At 64.0% G+C, this 22,414-nt stretch carries 19 protein-coding genes; 14 read left to right on the top strand and 5 right to left on the bottom strand.

From position 1 onward, the window contains the following. Positions 1-139 precede the first annotated feature (139 nt). Complete coding sequence (locus M8R19_RS11075; RefSeq protein WP_249917815.1) at positions 140-2,485, top strand: DUF1631 domain-containing protein; 2,346 nt, start codon at positions 140-142, stop codon at positions 2,483-2,485. Positions 2,486-2,488: 3 nt separating this feature from the next. After that, positions 2,489-2,821, top strand: coding sequence for a PilZ domain-containing protein (locus tag M8R19_RS11080; protein WP_043274046.1), 333 nt, complete (start codon positions 2,489-2,491; stop codon positions 2,819-2,821). A 455-nt stretch (positions 2,822-3,276) separates the two neighbouring features. Here the strand turns inward: M8R19_RS11080 and clpB are convergent, their stop codons facing one another. The 4 genes from clpB to rluD form a co-directional block, all read right to left on the bottom strand. Continuing rightward, positions 3,277-5,841: an ATP-dependent chaperone ClpB gene (clpB, locus tag M8R19_RS11085; protein ID WP_249917816.1), complete on the bottom strand. Its 2,565-nt coding sequence runs from the start codon at positions 5,839-5,841 to the stop codon at positions 3,277-3,279. 78 nt (positions 5,842-5,919) lie between these two features. Further along, positions 5,920-6,084 (bottom strand): hypothetical protein, encoded by a 165-nt coding sequence (locus tag M8R19_RS11090; protein ID WP_159458809.1) that lies wholly within the window; start codon positions 6,082-6,084, stop codon positions 5,920-5,922. Between the two features lie 100 nt (positions 6,085-6,184). Further along, positions 6,185-6,913, bottom strand: a complete 729-nt coding sequence (gene pgeF / locus M8R19_RS11095; protein WP_074977477.1) for a peptidoglycan editing factor PgeF — start codon at positions 6,911-6,913, stop codon at positions 6,185-6,187. Next, entirely contained in the window at positions 6,910-7,869 is a 960-nt protein-coding gene (rluD, locus tag M8R19_RS11100; RefSeq protein WP_069861972.1) for a 23S rRNA pseudouridine(1911/1915/1917) synthase RluD, read from the bottom strand. Before rluD ends, pgeF begins: the two co-directional genes overlap by 4 nt. Before the next feature lie 146 nt (positions 7,870-8,015). On the opposite strand from rluD, the gene M8R19_RS11105 reads away from it, so the two are divergent. The 4 genes from M8R19_RS11105 (at position 8,016) to M8R19_RS11120 (ending at position 12,329) form a co-directional block, all read left to right on the top strand. Continuing rightward, entirely contained in the window at positions 8,016-9,029 is a 1,014-nt protein-coding gene (locus M8R19_RS11105; protein ID WP_074977475.1) for an outer membrane protein assembly factor BamD, read from the top strand. Positions 9,030-9,167: 138 nt separating this feature from the next. Beyond that, complete coding sequence (locus M8R19_RS11110; RefSeq protein ID WP_009617584.1) at positions 9,168-9,398, top strand: PP0621 family protein; 231 nt, start codon at positions 9,168-9,170, stop codon at positions 9,396-9,398. Beyond that, positions 9,391-10,980 carry a sensor histidine kinase gene (locus tag M8R19_RS11115; protein WP_249917817.1) on the top strand — a complete coding sequence of 530 codons (1,590 nt, stop codon included), beginning with the start codon at positions 9,391-9,393 and terminating at the stop codon, positions 10,978-10,980. The genes M8R19_RS11110 and M8R19_RS11115 overlap by 8 nt, the downstream gene beginning before the upstream one ends. A gap of 11 nt (positions 10,981-10,991) precedes the next feature. Further along, positions 10,992-12,329: a sigma-54-dependent transcriptional regulator gene (locus M8R19_RS11120; RefSeq protein ID WP_116422680.1), complete on the top strand. Its 1,338-nt coding sequence runs from the start codon at positions 10,992-10,994 to the stop codon at positions 12,327-12,329. 751 nt (positions 12,330-13,080) lie between these two features. Here M8R19_RS11120 and thiO read toward each other — a convergent pair. Further along, a complete protein-coding gene (gene thiO, locus M8R19_RS11125; RefSeq protein WP_249917818.1) occupies positions 13,081-14,190 on the bottom strand; it encodes a glycine oxidase ThiO in 1,110 nt (369 codons plus the stop codon). A gap of 178 nt (positions 14,191-14,368) precedes the next feature. Here thiO and M8R19_RS11130 point away from each other — a divergent pair, with 178 nt between their 5' ends. The 8 genes from M8R19_RS11130 (at position 14,369) to M8R19_RS11165 (ending at position 22,414) form a co-directional block, all read left to right on the top strand. After that, a complete protein-coding gene (locus tag M8R19_RS11130) occupies positions 14,369-14,881 on the top strand; it encodes a GspH/FimT family pseudopilin (RefSeq protein ID WP_074977465.1) in 513 nt (170 codons plus the stop codon). Between the two features lie 149 nt (positions 14,882-15,030). Beyond that, positions 15,031-15,552, top strand: a complete 522-nt coding sequence (locus tag M8R19_RS11135; RefSeq protein WP_249917819.1) for a GspH/FimT family pseudopilin — start codon at positions 15,031-15,033, stop codon at positions 15,550-15,552. 43 nt (positions 15,553-15,595) lie between these two features. Beyond that, positions 15,596-16,141: a type IV pilus modification protein PilV gene (gene pilV / locus M8R19_RS11140; RefSeq protein ID WP_249917820.1), complete on the top strand. Its 546-nt coding sequence runs from the start codon at positions 15,596-15,598 to the stop codon at positions 16,139-16,141. Continuing rightward, the gene (locus M8R19_RS11145; RefSeq protein WP_249917821.1) at positions 16,138-16,932 is read left to right on the top strand and encodes a PilW family protein; all 795 of its coding nucleotides are present in this window, start codon (positions 16,138-16,140) and stop codon (positions 16,930-16,932) included. Before pilV ends, M8R19_RS11145 begins: the two co-directional genes overlap by 4 nt. A 7-nt stretch (positions 16,933-16,939) precedes the next feature. Continuing rightward, entirely contained in the window at positions 16,940-17,428 is a 489-nt protein-coding gene (locus M8R19_RS11150; RefSeq protein WP_249917822.1) for a pilus assembly PilX family protein, read from the top strand. An 8-nt stretch (positions 17,429-17,436) separates the two neighbouring features. Then, positions 17,437-17,787, top strand: coding sequence for a hypothetical protein (locus tag M8R19_RS11155; protein WP_249917823.1), 351 nt, complete (start codon positions 17,437-17,439; stop codon positions 17,785-17,787). Next, on the top strand, positions 17,784-21,977 hold the full coding sequence (locus tag M8R19_RS11160; protein WP_249917824.1) for a pilus assembly protein: 4,194 nt from the start codon (positions 17,784-17,786) through the stop codon (positions 21,975-21,977). The genes M8R19_RS11155 and M8R19_RS11160 overlap by 4 nt, the downstream gene beginning before the upstream one ends. Then, positions 21,977-22,414, top strand: coding sequence for a type IV pilin protein (locus tag M8R19_RS11165; protein ID WP_283939457.1), 438 nt, complete (start codon positions 21,977-21,979; stop codon positions 22,412-22,414). The genes M8R19_RS11160 and M8R19_RS11165 overlap by 1 nt, the downstream gene beginning before the upstream one ends.

Raw genomic sequence — 22,414 nt, forward strand, 5'->3', positions numbered from 1 at the left:
GGTCTCGAACGGACTGTCAACCCTCTGATCCAAAAAGTTTTTCTTCTTTTTCTTTGCAGGCCGGCAGGCAGATTGCTATATCTGCATAAAACAAAGTTGCCCTCGCCTGCAGGCGCTGAGATCACGGACAGGATCGCCCATGAGTTCGAAGGACACCCCGCCGTCTTCCAACGTCGCCAGCCGGGCCATCCAGCCACGCTTCGGCGAGCTGGTACAGGGCTGCCGGCAGTTGGCGATGAACCACCTGGCGGAACTCCTGGCGGCGGTTTTCGCCCAAGTCGACGACACCCTCTTCGAATGCGCAGAGAAGGCCGAGAACAACCAGGTGCAGGCGCTGTTCTTCGACAGCATGCGCGAGATCCGCCGCCAGCGCCCCACCCTCGAGCGCCTTTATCACCAGCGCTTCGCCAAGGGCCTTGGCGACTTCATGCAGGGCACCCTGCCCTCCCGGGCGCACCTGGAGGAGCTGGACGTCGAGCAGTTGTCCCTGGTCGGCAACGAGGAATACGAGGAAACCCTGCTCATCACCAACATGGTGAACCAGGTCAAGGCGCAGTGCGCGCAATCCCTGTTCGCCCTGGACCAGCGCCTGGCCCTGCTCAACAACGGCAGCAAGCTGGCCGAGGACAGCAACCCCTTCGGCCCCCAGGCGATCGCCCAGTGCTTCCGCGAGATGCTCTCGGAAAGCCGCTTCGCCCTGCGCATCAAGACCGTGCTCTATGTCTTGTTCGACCAGCAGGTGATGCGCAACCTGCCACCTCTATATGAACAGCTGAACCGACGCCTGACCGAGGCCGGCATCCTGCCCAACCTGCGCTACCGCGCCCAGCAGAGCTCGCGCCCGGCACCACGCCCGAGTGCAGCGGCCCCCGGGCAAGCCACGCCAGCGGCGCCGGCCGATACCGGCAGCGGAGGCAGCAACGCCGCGGTGCCTCCCGGCGCCCCGGGCGTATCCGCCAGCACCGAAGCGCCGCCGCTGGACTTCAGCGAGCTGCCGCCCTACCCGCCCAGCGACCAGCAGGCGCTCTACGGCGGCCTCAACGCCCTGCTCGCCGAACACCGGCGGCGCGGCCTGGAGAACTTCGGCCATAGCGACAGCATCGCCCGCCTGACGCCACGCGGGGCGACCCGCACCTACAGCGCCGGGGAACTGCTCGACGCGCTCAATCGCCTGCAGCGTATCTCCGCCCAGGACCTCGCCCGGCGCATCCGCCAGCCCCAGGCGGTCCAGCAGTTCAAGGAGGACCTGCACCAGCAACTGGAAGCCGGCAGCGACCGCCCCGGGCAGAACAAGCTGACCGACCAGGAAGCCGACGTCATCGACCTGGTCGGCATGGTCTTCGACTTCATCCTCGACGACGAAAGCCTGCCGGACAGCTGCAAGACCACCCTCTCCCACCTGCACACGCCCTTCCTCAAGGTGGCCCTGCAGGACAAGGCGCTGTTCACCCAGCACCACCACCCGGCCCGCCGCCTGCTCAACGCCATGGCCCAGGCCGGCTCGCTGTACGGCGGCGACGGCGAGGAGCGCGGGCTGCTGGCGAAGATGCACTGGGTGGTCGAGCGGGTGATCCAGGACTTCGCCGGCGACCTGCGCCTGTTCGACGAGCTGCTCAGCGACTTCAACGAATACATCGGCAACATCCGCCAGAAGGCCGAACTGCGCGAACGCCGCGCCACCGAGGCGGCCCGCGGCCGCGACCGCCTGCTGGGCGCGCGCGAACAGGCGATCGAGGTCATCCGCAACGCCTGCGCCGAACGCGAACTACCGCAACTGGTGCGCAATTTTCTCGACCTCAGCTGGGCCGATGCCCTGACCTTCATCATCCTGCGCAACGGCGAGGACAGCGATGAATGGCGCCGCGCCTGCGAGATCGCCGAGCAACTGGCCTGGAGCGTCACGCCGCAGGACAGCGCCGGCCGCGAGCGCCTGCAAGCCATGCGCCCGGCGCTGCTGGAAGACCTGCGCAAGGGCCTGGAAGTGCTCGGCGGCTACCACGAGGAAGGCATCCGCCGCCTGCTGCAGGACCTGGTCGCCTGCCAGCACGCGATCCAGGCGCAGCAGCCGGAAATCGCCGCCAGGCTGCACCCCGAACTGCCGGAAAGCCCGCTGGGGGCGATGCTCGACGGCGAAAGCGTGGCCGAGCGGCAGACCGAGGAAAGCCTGTCCATCCGCGCCCGGGCGATCATGGAGGAACTGCGCCGCATCGAATTCGGCACCTGGTTCGAGTTCACCGACAGCACGCCGCCACGGCGCCTGAAGCTGTCCTGGTTCAGCCCCACCACGCGCAACTATATGTTCGTCGATCACCTGGGGCAGCGCGTCGCCGTCAAACCCATCGGCCAGTTGGCGCTGGAGATGGAACAGGGCAAGGTGCGCCTGGCCGGAGCCGGGGCCCAGCCCCTGGTCGACCGCGCGCTCGGCGCCATCTACCGCATGCTGCAGCGCTTTGCCGGGCGCCCCAACAGCCCATCCGAGGAGTAAGCGATGGACGAACGCCGCCAGCACAACCGGCACAGCACGGACCTGAAGGTCGAGGTCTTCGACCGCCACACCGGACGCAGCCTCGGCCGCCTGGCCGACCTCTCCGTCGAAGGCTTCATGCTCTGCGGCGTCGACGTGCCGGCAGCGGATTCGGTGCTGGAATGCCGCCTGGTGCCCCTGCCGCCGCTGCACGAGGTGGGCGAGATCACCCTGGGCGCCGACTGCCTGTGGAGCCGCAGTGGCGGCGAGGGTCAGCTGGGCTGGGCGGGCTTCCACATCATCGACCTGGCGGACGACCAGGCGAAGGCGCTGGAGGAGTTGATTGCGCATCTTTGAAGGGCAGCACTTGTGCAGTGCTCCGACCGTCTGAGCGCTGGTTTCGCCCGGTCTTTCGAAGGGGCGCTCCAGTGCGCGCGGATGTTTCATCGTAGGGCCATAACGCCTACGGCGTTATCCGCCGAATCGCGGACAGAGTCCTCCTCCCCCCACCGGCAAACCACCCCGTAGGATGGTGTTGAGCGAAGCGATACCCATCACCGCGGCCGCATGGGTTTCGCAAGCTCAACCCATCCTATGAAGAGCATCTCGGCGCAGTCGGCAAGACAGTTGCTCCTACGATTACAGGGAAGCACGGGCGTAGGAGCGGACTCCGTCCGCGATTGGATTCACCGACCACGCCGGACATCCCGGCGGCGCGGATGGCGGCGGATAACCGCGAACGGTTATCCGCCCTACGCGCCTACAAAAAAGAAAAAGCCCCGCAACGCGGGGCTTTTCCAGAGGCACCAAGATCAGGCAAACACGATCTCGTCGCCCTCCACCTTGGCATGGATCTTCGCCCCGGGAAGGAACTTGCCGGCCAGGATCAGCTGCGCCAGCGGGTTCTCGATCCAGCGCTGGATCGCCCGCTTCAGCGGCCGCGCGCCGTACACCGGGTCGAAGCCGACGGCGATCAGCTTGTCCATCGCCTCCGTGCTCAGTTCCAGGCTCAGCTCGCGTTCGGCCAGGCGCTTGCGCAGGCGGCCCATCTGGATCTCGGCGATGCCGGCGATCTGCTCGCGGGCCAGCGGTTCGAACACCACCACCTCGTCGATACGGTTGATGAACTCCGGACGGAAGTGCGCGTTCACCGCGTCCATCACCGCCGCGCGCTGGGCCTCCTGGTCGCCGACCAGTTCCTGGATCTGCGCCGAACCGAGGTTGGAGGTCATCACCACCACAGTGTTGCGGAAGTCCACGGTGCGGCCATGGCTGTCGGTCAGGCGGCCGTCTTCGAGCACCTGCAGGAGGATGTTGAAGACGTCCGGGTGGGCTTTCTCCACCTCGTCCAGCAGCACCACCGAGTACGGCTTGCGGCGCACGGCTTCGGTCAGGTAGCCGCCTTCCTCATAGCCGACGTAGCCCGGCGGGGCGCCGATCAGGCGGGCCACCGAGTGTTTTTCCATGAACTCCGACATGTCGATGCGCACCAGCGCCTCTTCGGTGTCGAAGAGGAATTCGGCCAGGGCCTTGCACAGCTCGGTCTTGCCCACCCCGGTCGGGCCGAGGAACAGGAAGGAACCGCTGGGCCGGTTCGGATCGGCCAGGCCGGCGCGGGAGCGGCGCACGGCGTTGGCCACGGCCACCACCGCTTCGTGCTGGCCGATGACGCGCTTGTGCAGCTCGTCTTCCATGCGCAGCAGCTTCTCGCGCTCGCCTTCGAGCATCTTCGACACCGGGATGCCGGTCCACTTGGACACGACCTCGGCGATCTCCTCGTCGGTCACCTTGTTGCGCAGCAGCTGGTTCTCCGCCTTGCCGTGCTGGTCGACCATCTGCAGGCTGCGCTCAAGGTCCGGGATAACCCCGTACTGCAGCTCGGCCATGCGGTTCAGATCGCCCTTGCGGCGGGCCAGTTCCAGCTCGGTCCTGGCCTGCTCGATCTTCTGCTGGATCTGCGCCGAGCCTTGCACCTCGGCCTTCTCCGACTTCCAGATCTCTTCCAGGTCGGCGTATTCGCGTTCGAGCTTGGCGATGTCTTCTTCCAGCTTGGCCAGGCGCTTCTTGGTGGCCTCGTCGTCTTCCTTCTTCAGCGCCTCGCGCTCGATCTTCAACTGGATCAGCCGGCGGTCCAGGCGGTCCAGCTCCTCCGGCTTGGAGTCGATCTCCATGCGGATGCGGCTGGCGGCCTCGTCGATCAGGTCGATGGCCTTGTCCGGCAGCTGGCGGTCGGTGATGTAGCGGTGCGACAACTTGGCCGCGGCGATGATGGCGCCGTCGGTGATGGTCACCCCGTGGTGCACCTCGTAGCGCTCCTTGAGGCCACGCAGGATGGCGATGGTGTCTTCCTCGCTGGGCTCGTCCACCAGCACCTTCTGGAAGCGCCGCTCCAGGGCCGCGTCCTTCTCGATGTACTGGCGGTATTCGTCCAGGGTGGTGGCGCCGACGCAGTGCAGCTCGCCGCGGGCCAGGGCCGGCTTGAGCATGTTGCCGGCGTCCATCGCGCCCTCGGCCTTGCCGGCGCCGACCATGGTGTGCAGTTCGTCGATGAACAGGATGATCCGCCCTTCCTGCTTGGACAGCTCGTTGAGCACCGCCTTCAGGCGCTCCTCGAACTCGCCGCGGAACTTGGCGCCGGCGATCAGCGCGCCCATGTCCAGGGCCAGCAGGCGCTTGTCCTTGAGGCCGTCGGGTACTTCGCCGTTGACGATGCGCTGGGCCAGGCCTTCGACGATGGCAGTCTTGCCCACACCAGGCTCGCCGATCAGCACCGGGTTGTTCTTGGTGCGCCGCTGCAGGACCTGGATGGTGCGGCGGATCTCGTCGTCACGGCCAATCACCGGGTCGAGCTTGCCGTCCTCGGCGCGCTTGGTCATGTCCACGGTGTACTTGTCCAGGGCCTGGCGCGACTCCTCGGCATTGGGGTCGTTGACCGCCTCGCCGCCGCGCAGGTTGTTCACCGCGTTCTCCAGGGCCTTCTTGCTCACGCCCTGGCCGAGCAGCAGCTTGCCGAGCTTGGCGTTGTCGTCCAGGGCGGCGAGCAGCACCAGTTCGCTGGAAATGAACTGGTCGCCCTTCTGCTGGGCCAGGCGGTCGGCCTGGTTGAGCAGGCGCGCCAGGTCCTGCGAGAGGTTCACGTCGCCGGTGGGATTCTGGATCTTCGGCAGCGCGTCCAGCTCTTTATTCAGGGCAGTGCGCAGGGCCGGGATATCGAAGCCGACCTGCATCAACAGGGGCTTGATGGAGCCGCCCTGCTGTTCGAGCAGAGCGGAAAGCAAGTGCACTGGCTCGATGGCCGGGTGATCGTGGCCAACGGCCAGGGACTGGGCATCGGACAGCGCCAGTTGCAGCTTGCTGGTCAAACGGTCGATTCGCATGGAGTTCGTCCTTCCTTCTAGATAGCGGGTCGGGGCGATACCTGCCCCTGATGAAGAAACAACCCGCCGGGATGCCAGTTAGATAAGGACGATTTTGGCCGCTTCAAGCCAAATCGCCATGACGCCGGTCAGTTCGTGCCGGCGCAAGGCCACCACGGCATAGGCATCCGAATGCAGGGGAAGGGTGTTGCCGACTGCGCCGAGGCGCTCTTCGTAGGATGGGTTGAGCGAAGCGATACCCATCACCACGACCGCATGGGTTTCGCAGGCTCAACCCATCCTACGGGGCTGCGGAACCTGTTCGCGAGCAAGCTCGCTCCTACGAAGATCGGGAGCTACAGAGTCAGGCCAGCCAGACCAGGCTGGCCTGGCGCCCGGTGCGCGGGTTGCGGCGGTAGGAATAGAAGCGCTCGGTGTCGCTGAAGGTGCACAGCCCCCCACCGTAGACGGCGGTCACACCCCGCGCGGCCAGGCGGATACGTGCGAGCTGGTAGATGTCGGCCATGTAGCGGCCGGCATTCATGCTGGGCACGAAGGCCGCCTCGGCCTCGGCGTGGTCGGCGAGGAAGGCTTCACGGACTTCCGGGCCGACCTCGAAGGCCTGCGGGCCGATGGCCGGGCCGAGCCAGACCAGCACCTCGTCAGCCGGCACCGCCAGCCTGTCCAACGTGGCTTCCAGCACGCCGCCGGCCAGCCCGCGCCAGCCGGCATGGGCCGCTGCAACACGGGTGCCGGCGCGGTCGCAGAACAGCGCCGGCAGGCAATCGGCGGTGAGCACCGCGCAGGCGATGCCCGGCGTGGCGCTCCAGTTGGCGTCGGCAGTGGCGACGCGGGAAGGATCGGCTTCCACCACCTCGATGCCGTGCACCTGGCTCAACCAGGCCGGCCGGCAACCCTGGGCCTGTTCCAGGCGGCGGCGGTTCTCGGCCACCGCGGCCGGCTCGTCGCCGACGTGGTCACCGAGGTTGAAGCTGTCGAACGGCGCCTGGCTCACCCCGCCGGCGCGGGTGCTGACGCAGGCGCGCACGTTGGCCGGCGCCGGCCAGTCGGGGATGAGCCAGGGCGAGGTCATACGAAGGACTCGTTGTCCTGACGCAGCAGGCTGAGCAGCCAGGTGAAGTCGTCAGGCAGCGGCGACTCCCACTTCATGCGCACGCCGGTGGCCGGGTGGTCCAGTTCGAGGAAGCGCGCGTGCAGCGCCTGGCGCGGGAAGTCGCGCAGCGACTCGACCAGCGTCGGGCTGGCTCCCGGCGGAATGCGGAAGCGCCCGCCGTAGACCGGGTCGCCCACCAGCGGGAAGCCGATGTGCGACATATGTACGCGGATCTGGTGGGTGCGGCCGGTCTCCAGCTTCACCCGGGTGTGGGTGTGCGAGCGGAAGCGCTCCAGCACCCGGTAATGGCTGATCGCCTGCTTGCCGGTGGACACCACCGCCATCTTCTGGCGCATCACGCCGTGGCGGCTGATGGGCGCGTCGATCTTGCCGCCGGCGACTATCACCCCGACCACGATGGCCTCGTAGATACGGCTCACCGAGCGCGCCTGCAACTGGGCGACCAGGTTGGTGTGGGCTTCGAGGGTCTTGGCCACCACCATCAGGCCGGTGGTGTCCTTGTCCAGGCGGTGCACGATGCCGGCGCGCGGCACGTTGGCCAGGTGCGGCACGTGGTGCAGCAGGGCGTTGAGCAGGGTGCCGTCCTGGTGCCCGGCGGCCGGGTGGACCACCAGCCCCGCGGGCTTGTCGATCACCAGGATGTGCTCGTCCTCGTAGACGATGTCCAGCTCGATGTCCTGGGCCTTCCACTCGCCCTGGGCCTCCAGCTGCACCTCCAGCGCCAGGCGCGAGCCGGCGTGGACGACGTCCTTCGGGCGCAGCACGGCGCCGTCGACGGTCAGGTGGCCGTCCTTGATCCAGCCGGCCAGGCGCGAGCGGGAGTGTTCGGGGAAGAGTTGTGCGGCGACCTGGTCGAGGCGTTGGCCTCCCAGGTCGAACGGCACTTCTGCCGCCAGTTGGATGAGATCGGACATGATGGGACGCAGTGGGCGCGCCACCTTTTGGTGGGCGGCACGCTGTGGTTAAATACGGGGCCTTTGTCCCAGGGGTTCGCCTGGGGCGCCAATCATAACAGACGGATGCGGCCGCGACAGCCGACCGTCCAGGGACGCAAGCCGCCATGCAAGTGAAACACCTGCTGCTGATCGCCACCCTCGTATTGGTCTCCGCCTGCTCGTCCAAGGGCGACAAGGTCGACGAGAACCTGAGCGAGAGCCAGCTGTACCAGCAGGCGCAGGAAGACCTCGGCAACAACAGCTACACCAACGCCATCAACAAGCTGAAGGCGCTGGAGTCACGCTACCCGTTCGGCCGCTACGCCGAACAGGCGCAGCTGGAGCTGATCTACGCCAACTACAAGAACGCCGAGCCGGAAGCCGCGCGTTCGGCGGCAGAGCGCTTCATCCGACTGCACCCGCAGCACCCGAACGTCGACTACGCCTACTATATGAAGGGCCTGGCCTCCTTCGACCAGGACCGCGGCCTGATGGCGCGCTTCCTGCCGCTGGACCTGACCAAGCGCGACCCGGGCGCGGCGCGCGACTCCTTCAACGAGTTCGCCCAGCTCACCAGCCGCTTCCCCAACAGCCGCTACGCCCCGGACGCCAAGGCGCGCATGGTCTACCTGCGCAACCTGCTGGCGGCCTACGAAGTGCACGTCGGCCACTACTACCTCAAGCGCAAGGCCTACGTGGCCGCCGCCAACCGTGGCCGCTACGTGGTGGAGAACTTCCAGGAGACCCCGGCCGTCGGCGATGGCCTGGCGATCATGACCGAGGCCTACCAGCGCCTGGGCCTGAACGACCTGGCCGACAGCAGCCTGCAGACCCTCAAGCTCAACTACCCGGACAACCCCAGCCTGAAGGACGGCCAGTTCGTACCCCGCGAGGACGACGACAGCAGCCGCTCCTGGCTGGCCAAGGCCACCCTCGGCCTGATCGACTCCAACACCGCGCCGCCGCAGATGGAAACCCAGGCGAGCAAGGACGTGATGCGCCAGTACGAGGACGCGCGCCAGCAGATCCCGCGCGAGCTGCAGCCGGAGCACCAGGACGAGGAAACCGAGAAGCCCGACACCAGCGGCAAGAAGAGCCACTCCTGGTGGCACTACCTGACCTTCGGCCTGGTCGACTGATCGACCCGCCATGCAGAGGGAGGCTCCGGCCTCCCTTTTTCATGCCCGCGCGAATCTTCCGCACAGTACCGGCCCGCGCGACTTGTGCGACGTGGCGGCTCGGATAAACTGCGGCTCTTCACGAAAAAAGGGAACGCCATGGTCCGCCTGCTGTTCTGGATCCTCCTCATCGCCCTGATCTGGTGGTTGTGGCGCAAGGCTACCCGCCCGCAACGCCCGCCCCAGGCGCCGCCGGACGACCCGGCCGAGCCCATGGTCCGCTGCGCCCAGTGCGGCGTGCACGTGCCGCGCGCCAACGCGCTGCAGCACGAGCAGCGCTGGTACTGCAGCCAGGCCCATCTGCAGCAGGACAGCCAGCGGCATGGCTAAGGCCATCCCCATCAGCGGCCAGCAGGGGCAGCGCATCCTCCGCCTGTACCACCTGTACCGCCTGAGTATCGGCCTGCTGCTGGTGTTGCTGATTTCCAGCGACCTCGACGACCGCGTGCTCAACGTCGGCCAGTCGGCGCTGTTCCATGCCAGTTGCTGGAGCTACCTGATCGTCAACATCCTGATCGCCGTGCTGATGCCGACGCCGCGCCAGTTGCTGCCGATCTTCCTCCTGGCGCTGTTCGACATCCTCGCGCTGTGCGGCCTGTTCTACGCCGCCGGCGGCGTGCCCAGCGGCATCGGCAACCTGCTGGTGGTGGCGGTGGGCATCGCCAACATCCTGCTGCGCGGGCGCATCGGCCTGCTGATCGCCGCCGTCGCCGCGATCGGCATGATCTACCTGACCTTCTACCTCAGCCTCAGCCAGCCCACGGCGATCAACCACTACGTCCAGGCCGGCAGCCTCGGCGCCCTGAGCTTCGCCGCCGCGCTGCTGCTGCAGGGCCTGGCGCGGCGCCAGCAACTCACCGAGCACCTGGCCGAGGAACGCGCCACCACCGTGGCCAACCTCGAAGAACTCAACGCCCTCATCCTGCAGCGCATGCGCACCGGCATCCTGGTGCTGGACAGCCGGCACCGAGTGCTGCTGGCCAACCAGAGCGCCCTGGGCCTGCTGGCCCAGCCGGAACTGGCGGGCAAGCTCGCCACCGAGCATTGCCCGGAGCTGCTCGACAGCCTGCAGCAGTGGGAACGCAACCCCTCGCTGCGCCCGCCCAGCCTGCAGGCGCCCGAAGGCGGCCCCATGCTGCAGCCGAGCTTCATCCCGCTGCGCCGCGGCGAGGAACAGCACACCCTGGTCTTCCTCGAAGACATCTCGCAGATCGCCCAGCAGGCCCAGCAGCTCAAGCTGGCGGCCCTGGGCCGGCTGACCGCCGGCATCGCCCACGAAATCCGCAATCCGCTGGGCGCCATCAGCCACGCCGCGCAGCTGCTGCAGGAGTCCGAAGCGCTCGACGCCCCCGACCGGCGCCTGACGCAGATCATCCAGGACCAGTCGCGGCGCATGAACCTGGTGATCGAGAACGTCCTGCAATTGTCGCGGCGGCGCCAGGCCGAGCCGCAACAGCTGGACCTCAAGGAGTGGCTGCAGCGCTTCACCGACGAGCAGCGCGAAGGCCTGCGCGGTGACCAGCAGATCCACCTGCAAATGGGCGGTGGCGAGATCCAGACGCGCATGGACCCCAGCCAACTCACCCAGGTGCTGGGTAACCTGGTGCAGAATGGGTTACGGTACAGTGCCCGGCAGAACGGCAGCGGCCAGGTGTGGTTGAACCTGTTCCGCGACCGGGACAGCGACCTGCCGGTGCTGGAGGTGCTCGACGACGGCCCCGGCATCGCCCCGGAGCAGTTGGGCAAGCTGTTCGAGCCCTTCTTCACCACCGAGAGCAAGGGCACCGGGCTGGGCCTGTACATTTCCCGCGAGCTGTGCGAAAGCAACCAGGCCCGCATCGACTTCAAGAACCGCGACGAAGGCGGTGGCGGCTTCCGCATCACCTTCGCCCACCCGCGCAAGCAGAGCTGACAGAAAAGAGCATGAGCCGGCAAAAAGCCCTGATCGTCGACGACGAACCGGATATCCGCGAGCTGCTGGAGATCACCCTCGGCCGCATGAAGCTGGACACCCGCAGCGCCCGCAACGTCAAGGAGGCCAAGGAATACCTGGCCCGCGAGCCCTTCGACCTGTGCCTGACCGACATGCGCCTGCCCGACGGCACCGGCATGGACCTGGTGCAGCACATCCAGCAGCGCCACCCGCAGGTGCCGGTGGCCATGATCACCGCCTTCGGCAGCCTGGACACCGCGGTCAACGCGCTCAAGGCTGGCGCCTTCGACTTCCTCACCAAGCCGGTGGACCTCGGCCGCCTGCGCGAACTGGTGGCCACGGCCCTGCGCCTGCGCTCGCCGGGTGCGGAAGACGCGCCGGTGGACAACCGCCTGCTGGGCGACTCGCCGCCCATGCGGCAGATGCGCAACCAGATCGCCAAGCTGGCGCGCAGCCAGGCGCCGGTCTACATCAGCGGCGAATCCGGCAGCGGCAAGGAGCTGGTGGCCCGGCTGATCCACGAACAGGGCCCGCGCAGCGAAGTGGCCTTCGTCCCGGTGAACTGCGGCGCCATTCCGTCCGAGCTGATGGAAAGCGAATTCTTCGGGCACAAGAAAGGCAGCTTCACCGGCGCCGTGGAAGACAAGCAGGGCCTGTTCCAGGCCGCCAACGGCGGCACCCTGTTCCTCGACGAAGTGGCCGACCTGCCCTTGCCGATGCAGGTGAAACTGCTGCGCGCCATCCAGGAAAAGGCCGTGCGCGCAGTGGGCGGCCAGCAGGAAGTGGCGGTGGACGTGCGCGTGCTCTGCGCCACCCACAAGGACCTGGCCGCGGAAGTCGCCGCCGGCCGCTTCCGCCAGGACCTCTACTACCGCCTGAACGTCATCGAACTGCGCGTGCCGCCGCTGCGCGAGCGCCGCGAGGACATCCCGTTGCTCACCGAGCGCGTGCTCAAGCGCCTGGCCAGCGACAGCGGCCTGGCCGCGGCACAGGTCAGCCCCGAAGCCCTGGAAAAGCTCAAGAGCTACCGTTTCCCGGGCAACGTGCGCGAGCTGGAGAACATGCTCGAGCGCGCCTACACCCTGTGCGAAGACGACGTCATCCAGCCCAACGACCTTCGTTTCGCCGAGGCCACGGGCGGCAGTGAAAGCGGCGAGGCCAGCCTGGCGCAAATCGACAATCTCGAGGATTACCTCGAAGAGATCGAGCGCAAGCTGATCATGCAGGCGCTGGAGGAAACCCGCTGGAACCGCACGGCCGCAGCCCAGCGATTGGGTCTGACGTTCCGCTCGATGCGCTATCGCTTGAAGAAGCTGGGTATCGATTGATCATAGGGCGTGAGCCCCGTGGCATGGTCGTAATGCTATTTAATGAAGAGCGAATGCCGTTTCTCTCCATGAGAGAAACGGCATTTTTCATATGGGGTGGGGCTAGGGCTTCGCGCGCGAATCCTGTCCTCCGCTCCACCCTTAACCCCGTCATTCCCGCGAACGCGGGAACCCAGAGACTTTTTGGGTTGGGCTCGGTGTAACGCGCCGCACCGAGTCTGCGGAGATTTCTTGTTTCGCCCCCTCGGGAGAGTCCCTTTTGTCAAACGGTGGAAGGCCACCCCCGCAAAAAGGAACCAAAAAGGCTTGCCCCAACATACGGGCCCGATAAAGCCGGGCTACCCTCACGAACTCCCCCGCCACGGAGGCCCGCCCCGAGGGTACGTCCCTGTAGCCCACGGGGCTCTCGCGACATCCATGTCGCATGACCTCCTGAGCGCCGGTTTCGCTCGGCCTTCTGAAGGGGCGTTTCGGAGTGCACGGATGTTTCTCTGGAAATCCAAAAGCAAACGCGCTTTTGCTTTTGCTTTTCGTAGGAGCGAGCTTGCTCGCGAACCCACCAGCCACTGGATTCCCGCGTTCGCGGGAATGACGAGGTGGGGTTAGGCGTTTCAGGATGACTCAGGATTCTCCAGCCACTCCGAACAGCCCCCTCTCCCTCCGGGAGAGGGCCGGGGTGAGGGCAACGGACTTCACCAATACTCCGCCACCAAACCAACACACCTCACTTATACAACCAGCCCCACACGCCCTACACCAACGGCGTCGCCACCAACCGCCCTTCCGGCGCATAGGGTTGCGCCTCGATGATCGGCTCGCGCTTCAACATCAGGTCCGCCAGCAACCGGCAGGACGCCGGCGCCAACACCAGGCCGTTGCGGTAGTGCCCGGTGTTCAGCCAAAGCCCTTCGTACCCCAACACCTGGCCGATGAAGGGAATACCCTCGGGCGAACCCGGCCGCAGCCCTGCCCAATGCCCCACCGGCGCCAGCCCGGCGAGCGCCGGCAGCAGTTCCTCGGCGGAGGCGCGCAGGCTGGCCAGGGCCTCGTCCGTGGGCGTCTTGTCGAAGCCGGCATGCTCCAGGGTGCTGCCCACCAGGATATGGCCGTCGCGCCGCGGAATGGCGTAGCGCCCCTTGGCCAGCACCATGCTGGACAGGAAATCCACCGCGCACTTGTAGAGAATCATCTGCCCCTTCACCGGCGCGACCGGCAGCTCCAGGCCCAGGCTGGCCAGCAACTCGCCGCTCCAGGCGCCGGCCGCCAGCACGGTCGCATCGGCCCGCAGCTCGCCGGCGGCGCAGCGCACGCCGCGAATGGAGCCCTGCTCCTGGATGAAACCGCTGACCTCGCAACCCTCAAGCACCTCGACGTTCGGCATACGCCGCAGCGCCTCGCGCAGCGAACGCGCCAGGCGCGGGTTGCGCACATTGGCCACGCCCGGCATGTGGACCGCTTTCTGGAAGCCGGCCCCCAGCGCGGGGACGGCATCATGGACCGCCGAAATGTCTACCTCCTGTAGCGGCCGGCCGTTGGTACGGGCCCAGGCCAGCGCCTCGGCCTGGTCGTCCAGGTCCAGCCAATAGAGGCCAGTGACATGCACCTCGGGGTCAACACCGGTGTCCTCCAGCAGTTGCTGGCCCAGCGCCGGATAGAAGTCCTGCGACCAGTGCGCCAGGTTCGCCACCGCCCGGCTGTAGCGCCAGGGGTAGAGCGGGGAAACGATGCCGCCGCCGGCCCAGGAGGCCTCGCGCCCGGTCTCGCCACGCTCGACCAGAGTCACCCGCAGCCCCTCGCGCCCCAGGGTCCAGGCGCTCAACAGCCCGACAACGCCACCACCGACAAGCAGAACATCCGACATACCGCTGCACCTCGAACCGACAGGAAACCGGACGGTCATCCGGCGCACCACTATACCAACCCCACCGAAGCGAATCGCCCTACACTCTCGACAGAATCGACGCACAACACCCAAGGCCCAGATAACGGACCAGAAGAAAGATACTGCGGCAGCAAGGCAAAGCCAGGGACGGCTCCTCATGCCCAAGAATCGCGGATTCAGCCTGCTGGAAGCATTGCTCTCGATTCTCCTGCTCTCGCTGCTCGCCAGCCTGGCCGTACCGGCCTTCAACAACCTGCTCCAGTCAAATCGCGCCCTTGTCGCCCTGCACAGCCTGCATGGCGCCCTGAGCCATGCCCGGCAAACCGCGGTACTGACCGGCCGCCCGGTCAGCGTCGTGGCCCACGAAGGCGATTGGGCCAAAGGCTGGGCGCTGTTCCACGACGACAACAACGACGGCCAGCAGCAATCCGGCGAACCCCGGCTGCGCCTCCACCCACCCCTGGAAGGCGTGCAGATATACCCAGACGAAACCTCCCGCAGCTACATCCACTACCGCCCCCAGGGCCAGGCCATCCGCCCCAACGGCGCCTTCCACGCCGGCCATTTCAGGATCTGTACCCAACACGCCACAGCCCACCGGATCGTGATCAACCGCAGCGGCCGCATCCGCAACGAAAGCGCCCCCAGCGCCAGCCTCTGCCCACGCTGACCAGCGCACAACCGCTCTGCGACCGAGGTCACAGAAGACCAGCGGACATGACCGGACATCGCGCGATTTGTATCGGCCATCCAACAAAAAGGGACATTTCCCACACAAATTGGCAGCATTTCCTTCAAGACAAACTGGAGGAATGCGCCATGTCGCGCCCCAAGGAAATGGCGGGGTTCACGTTGATCGAGTTGATGGTGACGATTGCCGTATTAGCCATCCTGATCTCCATCGCCGCCCCATCCATGGGTGATTTCATCACTCGACAACGGATCTCCGGCCAGACCACCGATCTCGTGGCCAGCCTCGCCATGGCTCGCGCGGAAGCCGCAAAACGCAACGCCAATATCGTGGTTCTGCCCGCCGCGGGCGGCGCTGACGGCTGGAGCAGCGGGTGGTGCGTCGGCCCTTCGTCGATCGCCAATTGCCAGGATGGCAATGTCATACAGCACTACGATGCAACCAGCGGCATCCAGATCACCAGCGCCTACCAGTTAAGCGCCAACAAGCTGACCTTCCGCCGCGACGGGAGCTTGCTCAGTGGCTTGAGCGCCAACCCCTTCAAGATCAATGCCTCCGCCTCTTCGAGCGTGCCAGATGCGCGCTGCATCGATATCAATGCCGTCGGCCGCGCCGCGGTCCGCTCCATCACCCGCGACACATCGTGCTGAGGAGACAACGAGCATGGCATCAACACGTCAGCACGGTATGACCATGATCGAGGTCCTGGTGACGCTCCTGGTTTTCACCGTGGGGCTGCTGGGCGTCGCCGCCCTGCAACTGAATGCACTCAAGGGAACCGCCGATAGCGCCCAACGCTCCCAGGCAACCTGGGTACTACAGGAGCTGGCCGAACGAATGAGAGCCAACAACATAGGCTCCAACGAATCCAACTACACCACTGCAGCCACTTGTACCAGCCTGCCTTCGCCCTGGTGTGCCGACCATTACAACCCCATCTCCGGGGCCAAGGTGAATGCGGCTACCTGCACCAGCGCCGAAATGGCTGCCTTCGATCGCTGGGAAGCACAATGCTCATATGCAGCCACCACGACTTATGCAGCCAACGCCACAGCAGCTGCCGGTCGCTATACAAGCTCTGACTTCCTCATTCCCCCGTCACAGGGCAGCACTCTCAGCGTCCAGGCCAACAGCAGCCATCTCCTGACGCTGACCAGCCGTTGGCGCAGCAGGGGCGACGATGCCAAGCAGCAATCCACGGAGTCGGTCCTCAGCAGTGCTTTGGAGATCCGTCGATGAGCAGAGCAAGGTTCTGGCGGCATAAACAGGATGGTCTGACGCTGGTCGAACTCATGATCGCAATGACACTCAGCCTGCTGCTGATACTCGGGGTCATCCAGGTCTTCCTCTCGGCGCGACAAACCTACAGCACCAATGACGCGGCATCGCGCATGCAGGAAAGCGGACGCTTCGCCCTGACGTTCATTTCCAATAGCGTGCGCCTGGGAGGCTACCTGGAACCAGGCTCGCTCCTACCCAAGCCCATGCCCATACAAGGGCCGAACTGTCCGGGACCGGACGATACCCCTTGCACCAGCAACGGGACCGGTACTGCCTCCGATACCCTGGCCGTTGCTTACCAAGCACCACAGGACAGCTCCGACGGGAACAAACGCAGGGACTGCGCCGGCACGGAAGTTACCACTGCCAACGCCAACAAGGTGTTGGTGAACGTCTTCCGCATTCACAACGGCAACCTGAGCTGCAGTTCCTATTTCCTGGGCGAAACCGCCTGGCTGACTCAGGACCAGGATCTGGTACCGGGCATCGACTCGATGCAGATCCTCTACGGCATCAGCACCGACGGTAATCCGGACAGTGTGACCCGCTACGTTTCCGCCAACCGCGTCAGTCGCTGGAGTGATGTGAAAGCGGTTCGTGTCGCCGTCCTGGCCAACTCGCAGAACAACGTCACTCCCAAGCCACCGCAGCGCAATTACTACCTGCTGGATGCGCCGCCGCTGGCGCCGAACGACAGCCTCGCCAGGCAGATATTCAGCACGACCATCCAATTGAAGAACACTTACTGAGGTTCGTATGCGCAAGCGCATCTCTCTTGAAGCCGAAAAGGGCGCAGGCCTGATCGTGGCGCTGGTGTTCCTCGCGGTACTGACCATCGCCGGGATTACCGCTGCCCGCCTAACCAGCATGGAAGAGCGGATGGCAAGCAACATCCAGTTCCGTGGCATCACCCACCAGAACGCCCACAGCGAGATACGGGCGCAAATGGCGCTCTACAACTCCGGCATAGTGGGACGCAAGGCCCTGCAGGATGCCGAGAACAGGCCTGCCGATTCGATCACTGGTTTTCCAGACCGGCGCCAGACCCAGACGTTGACAGTAGCTCTGGGCGACAACGCCAAGATCACAACCGACACCATTCGCTTCATGAACAGAGGGGTTTGTGAAGGTGCCAGTATCGGCAAGTTCGAATGCTCGGCATACGAGATAAACAGTAAATCACAGCTGGAAAACGGTGCTTCGTCCAACCAGACCCAGGGCATCTACTTCCTCAATCTTAAATAGGCCGAAATATGAAACGCTTACTTACATTGGTCTTTTATTTCTGCGTACTCATCTTTCATGGCGCGGCCTACGCCGAGGGTGACGAAAACAGCGCCCATATCGAAGACACACAGATGATAATCAATGCAACACCCGGCACGAGCGGAACCTCTGGCGTCATTCTCGCCCTCCCCTGTCCGGAATGCCAAAGCCGGCGATTCTCTTTCGATAGAAACACCAAGTTCTACCTGAACGGAGCCTCCATCGAACTGAAGGCAGTTGGGCAGAAAATAGACTGGCGCGGAATGATCAGCTTCTCTCCTAGCGATCCCAACCACGCCATCGAGGTGTTTCTGAATCAGCCGGAGTCCAGAAAATGAAACTTAAACACAGTCTGGCTGTTGGAGTCTCTGCTTTCGCCTATCTATTCTGTGGACTGCAATCGGCCATGGCCGACGATACAGAAATCTATGTAACTCGCGACTTACCTGCCGATCAACGTATCCGCCCCAATCTTCTGTTCTTGATTGATACTTCCGGTTCCATGCTCGATGGAGTACCTGGAACCAACTGTAAATCGCTCGACTTCGATGGTAGCAAGGAGGTTCCTCGAAACTGGTGCACGAGCGATAGTAACAAGAACAGTAATAGCGCTCAGAAAACCCGCATTCAGGTGGTGAAAGAGGTCGTAAACTCCTTGGTTGACGAACTTGCCACTAGCAATGACGTGAACATAGGCTTGGCGCGCTTTGACTCCTCCAGCAATGGCGGATTTATCAACATTCCAATTCAACGAGCAGGCAATATTGCCAGCACTTTCAAGAACTCGTTGAACAGCTATTATGCCAACGGCGGAACCCCGCTATCGGAATCTCTATACGAGACCTATCTGTATATGTCAGGCGGCACTCCAGCCTGGGGTCTGTCTTCGCGTGGGTATATTGAGGACAACGGCTATGACAGGCGGGGCAACAGAGTATTCACGTCAGATCTCCAAAACCCCTGGTCAAGCGATCCTTCATCACGTAGTGGAGGAAAATACATATCCCCAATTCAATACTCATGTCAGAAAAGCAACATCATTTTGCTGACAGACGGGCTCCCGAGTAGTGACACGGGGAGCAATAGCGCCATCAGCAGCCTGGTCTCATCGTCCAACCAAGTCTACAAGTCCTGCAAAAGATATCCGACGGATGATGGCACCTCCAACTCCAACTCCGGATGCTGGCTGCCGGGTCTTGCCGAATACATGGCCAACCAGGACATGAGTTCGAGCCAGACAGGCAAGCAAACAGTCAACACCTACACGATTGGCTTCGGCAATATCAGCGACACTACCTTGTTGCAGGATACCGCCAGCTTGGGCGGTGGCCGCTTCTTCACTACTAGCAATACCTCGGAACTGGCTGATGCCCTACGCTCGATCGCGGTGGACATCCTGGCCGAGAACACCACATTCGCCACCCCCAGTGTCTCGGTAAGCGCCTATAACAACCTCGGCTACCGCAATGACCTCTACTACGCCCTGTTCCGTCCGGCAGCAGGCGCCCGCTGGTTTGGCAACGTCAAGAAATACAAGCTCGGCAAGGACTCCTCGGGCAACTCGATCGTCATGGACAGTGCCGGGCGCAACGCCGTGGATAGCACCACGGGCTTCTTCAACTCAACTTCGGTGAGCTACTGGAGCACTGTGACCGACGGCAAGGACGTGATGCTTGGCGGTGCCGCCGGACGCCTGACCGCCCCCACCACCCGCAATGTCCTGACGTACACGGACCAAGACGCACGCGCACCTGGCTCGAGCGGCACGGTCGCACTGACCGCCCTGTCCCCTGACAACACTGCGATTACCAAGACCATGCTGGGCCTGCCCAGCAATGCCACCGACCAGTCCAGGACCGATACCCTCAAGTGGGGACGGGGAATCAACCCCAGCGACAACAGTGCTCGCCTCGCGCTGGCTGACGTGCTTCATAACGAACCCAGACTGGTCGCCTACGTCACCGACGAAGACCTGCAAAGGGTCGCCAACTCTCAAGCCACTCCAGCCACCGCGACCTCGACGGAAAAACTGGTGCTCTTCTATGGCACCAACGAAGGCTTTATCAACGCCGTGGACCCAGCCACCGGCAATGAGATTTTCTCGTTCATTCCCAGAGAGTTGCTGCCCAACCTCAACTTCTACATGAACGACCCCAAGGGCACTGCCAACAAGCGCTACGGGATGGATGGCCAGTTCGACATGAGCATCACTTATGGCGCCCTCAACGCGACTTCCCAGACGCGTACGGTTAGCCAGGCAACCCTGTATGCAGGTATGCGGCGCGGCGGGCGCAATTACTACGCGCTGGATGTCAGCCCTTCCGGAACCTCTGGCTCGGTGACCATCACGCCGAAGATGAAGTGGATCATCAAGGGAGGCACTTCGACAGGCTTCGAAAAACTTGGCCAGACCTGGTCCACGCCAAAGCTGGCGAAAGTGAAGTTCAATGGCTCGGTGAAGAAAGTGCTCTTCTTCACCGGCGGCTATGACACCCGGCAGGATACCGAGTCGCCCAATACACCAGCAGACGACACCATCGGCAACGCCCTGTACATGGTCGACGCCGACACCGGTGCGCTGCTCTGGCACGCTGGCGTGACCAGCGAAGAATCCGCGAACCTGAAGATATCCACCCTGACCAATAGCATCCCGGCCGACCCCACGCTGGTCGACATCACCGGCGACGGCCTGATCGATACCATTTTCATGGCCGATACCCGTGGCCAGGTCTTCCGCATCGACATCAACTCGGGCAACACCGGCGCCACAGGCTTTGCCACGGGCGGGCGCATTGCCTCCCTTGGGGGCACGACTGCGGCAAGCAACCGCCGTTTCTACAATGCTCCGGACGTATCCCTGATCCGTGAACGCGGCGGCAAGACCTATTTCACCATCGCCCTGGGTAGCGGATATCGGGAGCATCCGCTCAACGAAGACACCATCGATCGCTTCTACGTCCTGCGCGATAGCAATGTCTATATGCAGCCCAGCAGCTATACCACCCTGACCGAATCGAGCCTGGTGGACGTCACCAGCGTCAACCTGACGACCGAACAGGCCCAGCAGATCCAGCAGCAGATCAACACCAAACTGGGGCTGATCGACCAGTTGAACACCGCGACCAGTACCGCTGACAGCAACTTCGAGGCGTACAAGAACAGCATCGGTTACACGCAGAAGTTCAACCAGATGACCCAGGCCAACAGCGACGCCAACCAACGCCAGGCGCAGATAGACGCCATCTACAAGGAGAATCCCTACCTCAACGAGCACGCCCCGGAATCCACCCAGCAAAGCGCCCTGCAGAACCAGTTGCTGACACTGCAGAACGCCTTGAAACCGCTCTACACCTTCTCTCCGGAGCTCGCCCAGACACTGGGGCAGCAGATGGCCGGCGTAATGATCGTGCAGAAGACACTGGAAAATGCCGCTACCGGCGTCACGGCGAAAGAGCAGGCGCTCCTGGATGCGAAAGCGAGCGGCGCATCGGAGGAAACCGTCGCGGCCCTGCAGACGGATCTGGACCAGGCCCGCACCGACTACCAGGCTTCAGCGGCATATACCCAGCGAATGACCATCGGTGGCCTCGACCTCAGCACAGCCATCAACAACCTGAACCTGGCGATACAAGCCAACGACAGCACCGCTGCGAACACTGCCATCCAGCAGATCACTACGCAGTTGGCGCTCACGGATATTCCAGCCAGCGTCGATGTACCCACGTTGAACGGCCTGGACGAGGCAGGCAAAGCTGCCACCCTGAGCGACCAGGCGAGTAGCCAGAATGGCCTCGTGCAACTGGCCAATACCCTGGAAACCCAGCGTCTCGCCCTGGCCGGGCAGGCGTCTTCACTGCAAGCCGAGCTGAATGCACTGTCCAACAGTGCGTACGATACCGCGAGCAATCTGCTGACTTCCGAGCAACTGCAGGAAGCCACGCAGCAGGACAGCAGCCCGCCGCTGACGACATTCGAAGCCTACGACTACCTGCGCAACAAGGCCCGCAGCAATGCACTGGCCCAGATTCCGACCCTGCGCAGCGATATCAACTCGCTCTACCAGCAGCTGAGCCCGGGTGACAGCTATACCGTGAACTCCGACCTGCTGAACGCCAGCAGCGGCTGGTTCGTACGCTTCCCCCAGGGCGAAAAGGTCCTGTCGGCCTCGATCAGCTTCCAGGGCGCCGTGCTATTCACCACCTTCAGCCCCAACGGCCAGACAGTCACCACTTGTGGCCCGGACGTCGGACATGGACGGTTGTATGCCATGAACCTGGTGGATGCCTCCGCCGTCTTTACCAAAACGGTGAACGGCGCGGAAACACCGAGCCGCAGCTTCGACCTGGTACGCGGCGGTATTCCGCCTACCCCGGCCATCATTCTCGGCGACAATGGCACCACGGTTCTGGTGGGCTCGGAGAAGCCATCGGCTGATGGCGCAGGCGGCGACCTGAAATGCACCTTCACCAGTTCCGGGTTCTGCAAGACGAACAATGCGGTGAATGGCACCTACTGGAGAGAGAACTGATGCGACAAAAGGGCTTCACCCTGATCGAGGTGATGGTAGTAGTGGCGATAGTCGGCATCCTCGCCGCTATCGCCTATCCCAGCTATCAGCAGTACGTGTTGCGCTCCGGACGCGCGGACGGGAAAGCCAAGCTGATGGAAGTCATGCAGGCCCAGGAACGCTTCTTCTCCCAGAACCAGACCTATACCGCAACACTCGGCACGGGAAATGGTGGCCTGGGCTACTCGGCCGATGCCAACGGTGCCGTGGCCAGCGAAAACCGGAAGTACAACATCACTGCCGCCGCCTGTGCGAACAAGACCATCGCCAGCTGCGTGGTCCTGAGCGCCGCGCCGGTCGGAGGTCAGGCCAACGATAGCGAATGCGGCACCTTGACGCTCGACAGCACCGGTATCAAGACGGAAAGCGGCAGCGGAACGTTAGCCACCTGCTGGTAA

Source organism: Pseudomonas sp. R3.Fl (assembly GCF_023516765.1).
GTDB classification, from domain to species: Bacteria; Pseudomonadota; Gammaproteobacteria; order Pseudomonadales; family Pseudomonadaceae; genus Pseudomonas; species Pseudomonas citronellolis.

Bases quoted from the DNA above. Each gene is read 5' to 3' on its own strand.
- M8R19_RS11135 (WP_249917819.1), top strand. From the start codon at position 15,031: ATGTCGCGCCCCAAGGAAATGGCGGGGTTCACGTTGATCGAGTTGATG.
- M8R19_RS11130 (WP_074977465.1), top strand. From the start codon at position 14,369: ATGCCCAAGAATCGCGGATTCAGCCTGCTGGAAGCATTGCTCTCGATT.
- M8R19_RS11090 (WP_159458809.1), bottom strand. From the start codon at position 6,084: ATGGGTATCGCTTCGCTCAACCCATCCTACGAAGAGCGCCTCGGCGCA.
- M8R19_RS11165 (WP_283939457.1), top strand. From the start codon at position 21,977: ATGCGACAAAAGGGCTTCACCCTGATCGAGGTGATGGTAGTAGTGGCG.
- M8R19_RS11115 (WP_249917817.1), top strand. From the start codon at position 9,391: ATGGCTAAGGCCATCCCCATCAGCGGCCAGCAGGGGCAGCGCATCCTC.
- M8R19_RS11150 (WP_249917822.1), top strand. From the start codon at position 16,940: ATGCGCAAGCGCATCTCTCTTGAAGCCGAAAAGGGCGCAGGCCTGATC.
- pilV (WP_249917820.1), top strand. From the start codon at position 15,596: ATGATCGAGGTCCTGGTGACGCTCCTGGTTTTCACCGTGGGGCTGCTG.
- pgeF (WP_074977477.1), bottom strand. From the start codon at position 6,913: ATGACCTCGCCCTGGCTCATCCCCGACTGGCCGGCGCCGGCCAACGTG.
- M8R19_RS11120 (WP_116422680.1), top strand. From the start codon at position 10,992: ATGAGCCGGCAAAAAGCCCTGATCGTCGACGACGAACCGGATATCCGC.
- M8R19_RS11145 (WP_249917821.1), top strand. From the start codon at position 16,138: ATGAGCAGAGCAAGGTTCTGGCGGCATAAACAGGATGGTCTGACGCTG.
- M8R19_RS11080 (WP_043274046.1), top strand. From the start codon at position 2,489: ATGGACGAACGCCGCCAGCACAACCGGCACAGCACGGACCTGAAGGTC.
- M8R19_RS11110 (WP_009617584.1), top strand. From the start codon at position 9,168: ATGGTCCGCCTGCTGTTCTGGATCCTCCTCATCGCCCTGATCTGGTGG.
- rluD (WP_069861972.1), bottom strand. From the start codon at position 7,869: ATGTCCGATCTCATCCAACTGGCGGCAGAAGTGCCGTTCGACCTGGGA.
- M8R19_RS11105 (WP_074977475.1), top strand. From the start codon at position 8,016: ATGCAAGTGAAACACCTGCTGCTGATCGCCACCCTCGTATTGGTCTCC.
- M8R19_RS11160 (WP_249917824.1), top strand. From the start codon at position 17,784: ATGAAACTTAAACACAGTCTGGCTGTTGGAGTCTCTGCTTTCGCCTAT.
- thiO (WP_249917818.1), bottom strand. From the start codon at position 14,190: ATGTCGGATGTTCTGCTTGTCGGTGGTGGCGTTGTCGGGCTGTTGAGC.
- clpB (WP_249917816.1), bottom strand. From the start codon at position 5,841: ATGCGAATCGACCGTTTGACCAGCAAGCTGCAACTGGCGCTGTCCGAT.
- M8R19_RS11075 (WP_249917815.1), top strand. From the start codon at position 140: ATGAGTTCGAAGGACACCCCGCCGTCTTCCAACGTCGCCAGCCGGGCC.
- M8R19_RS11155 (WP_249917823.1), top strand. From the start codon at position 17,437: ATGAAACGCTTACTTACATTGGTCTTTTATTTCTGCGTACTCATCTTT.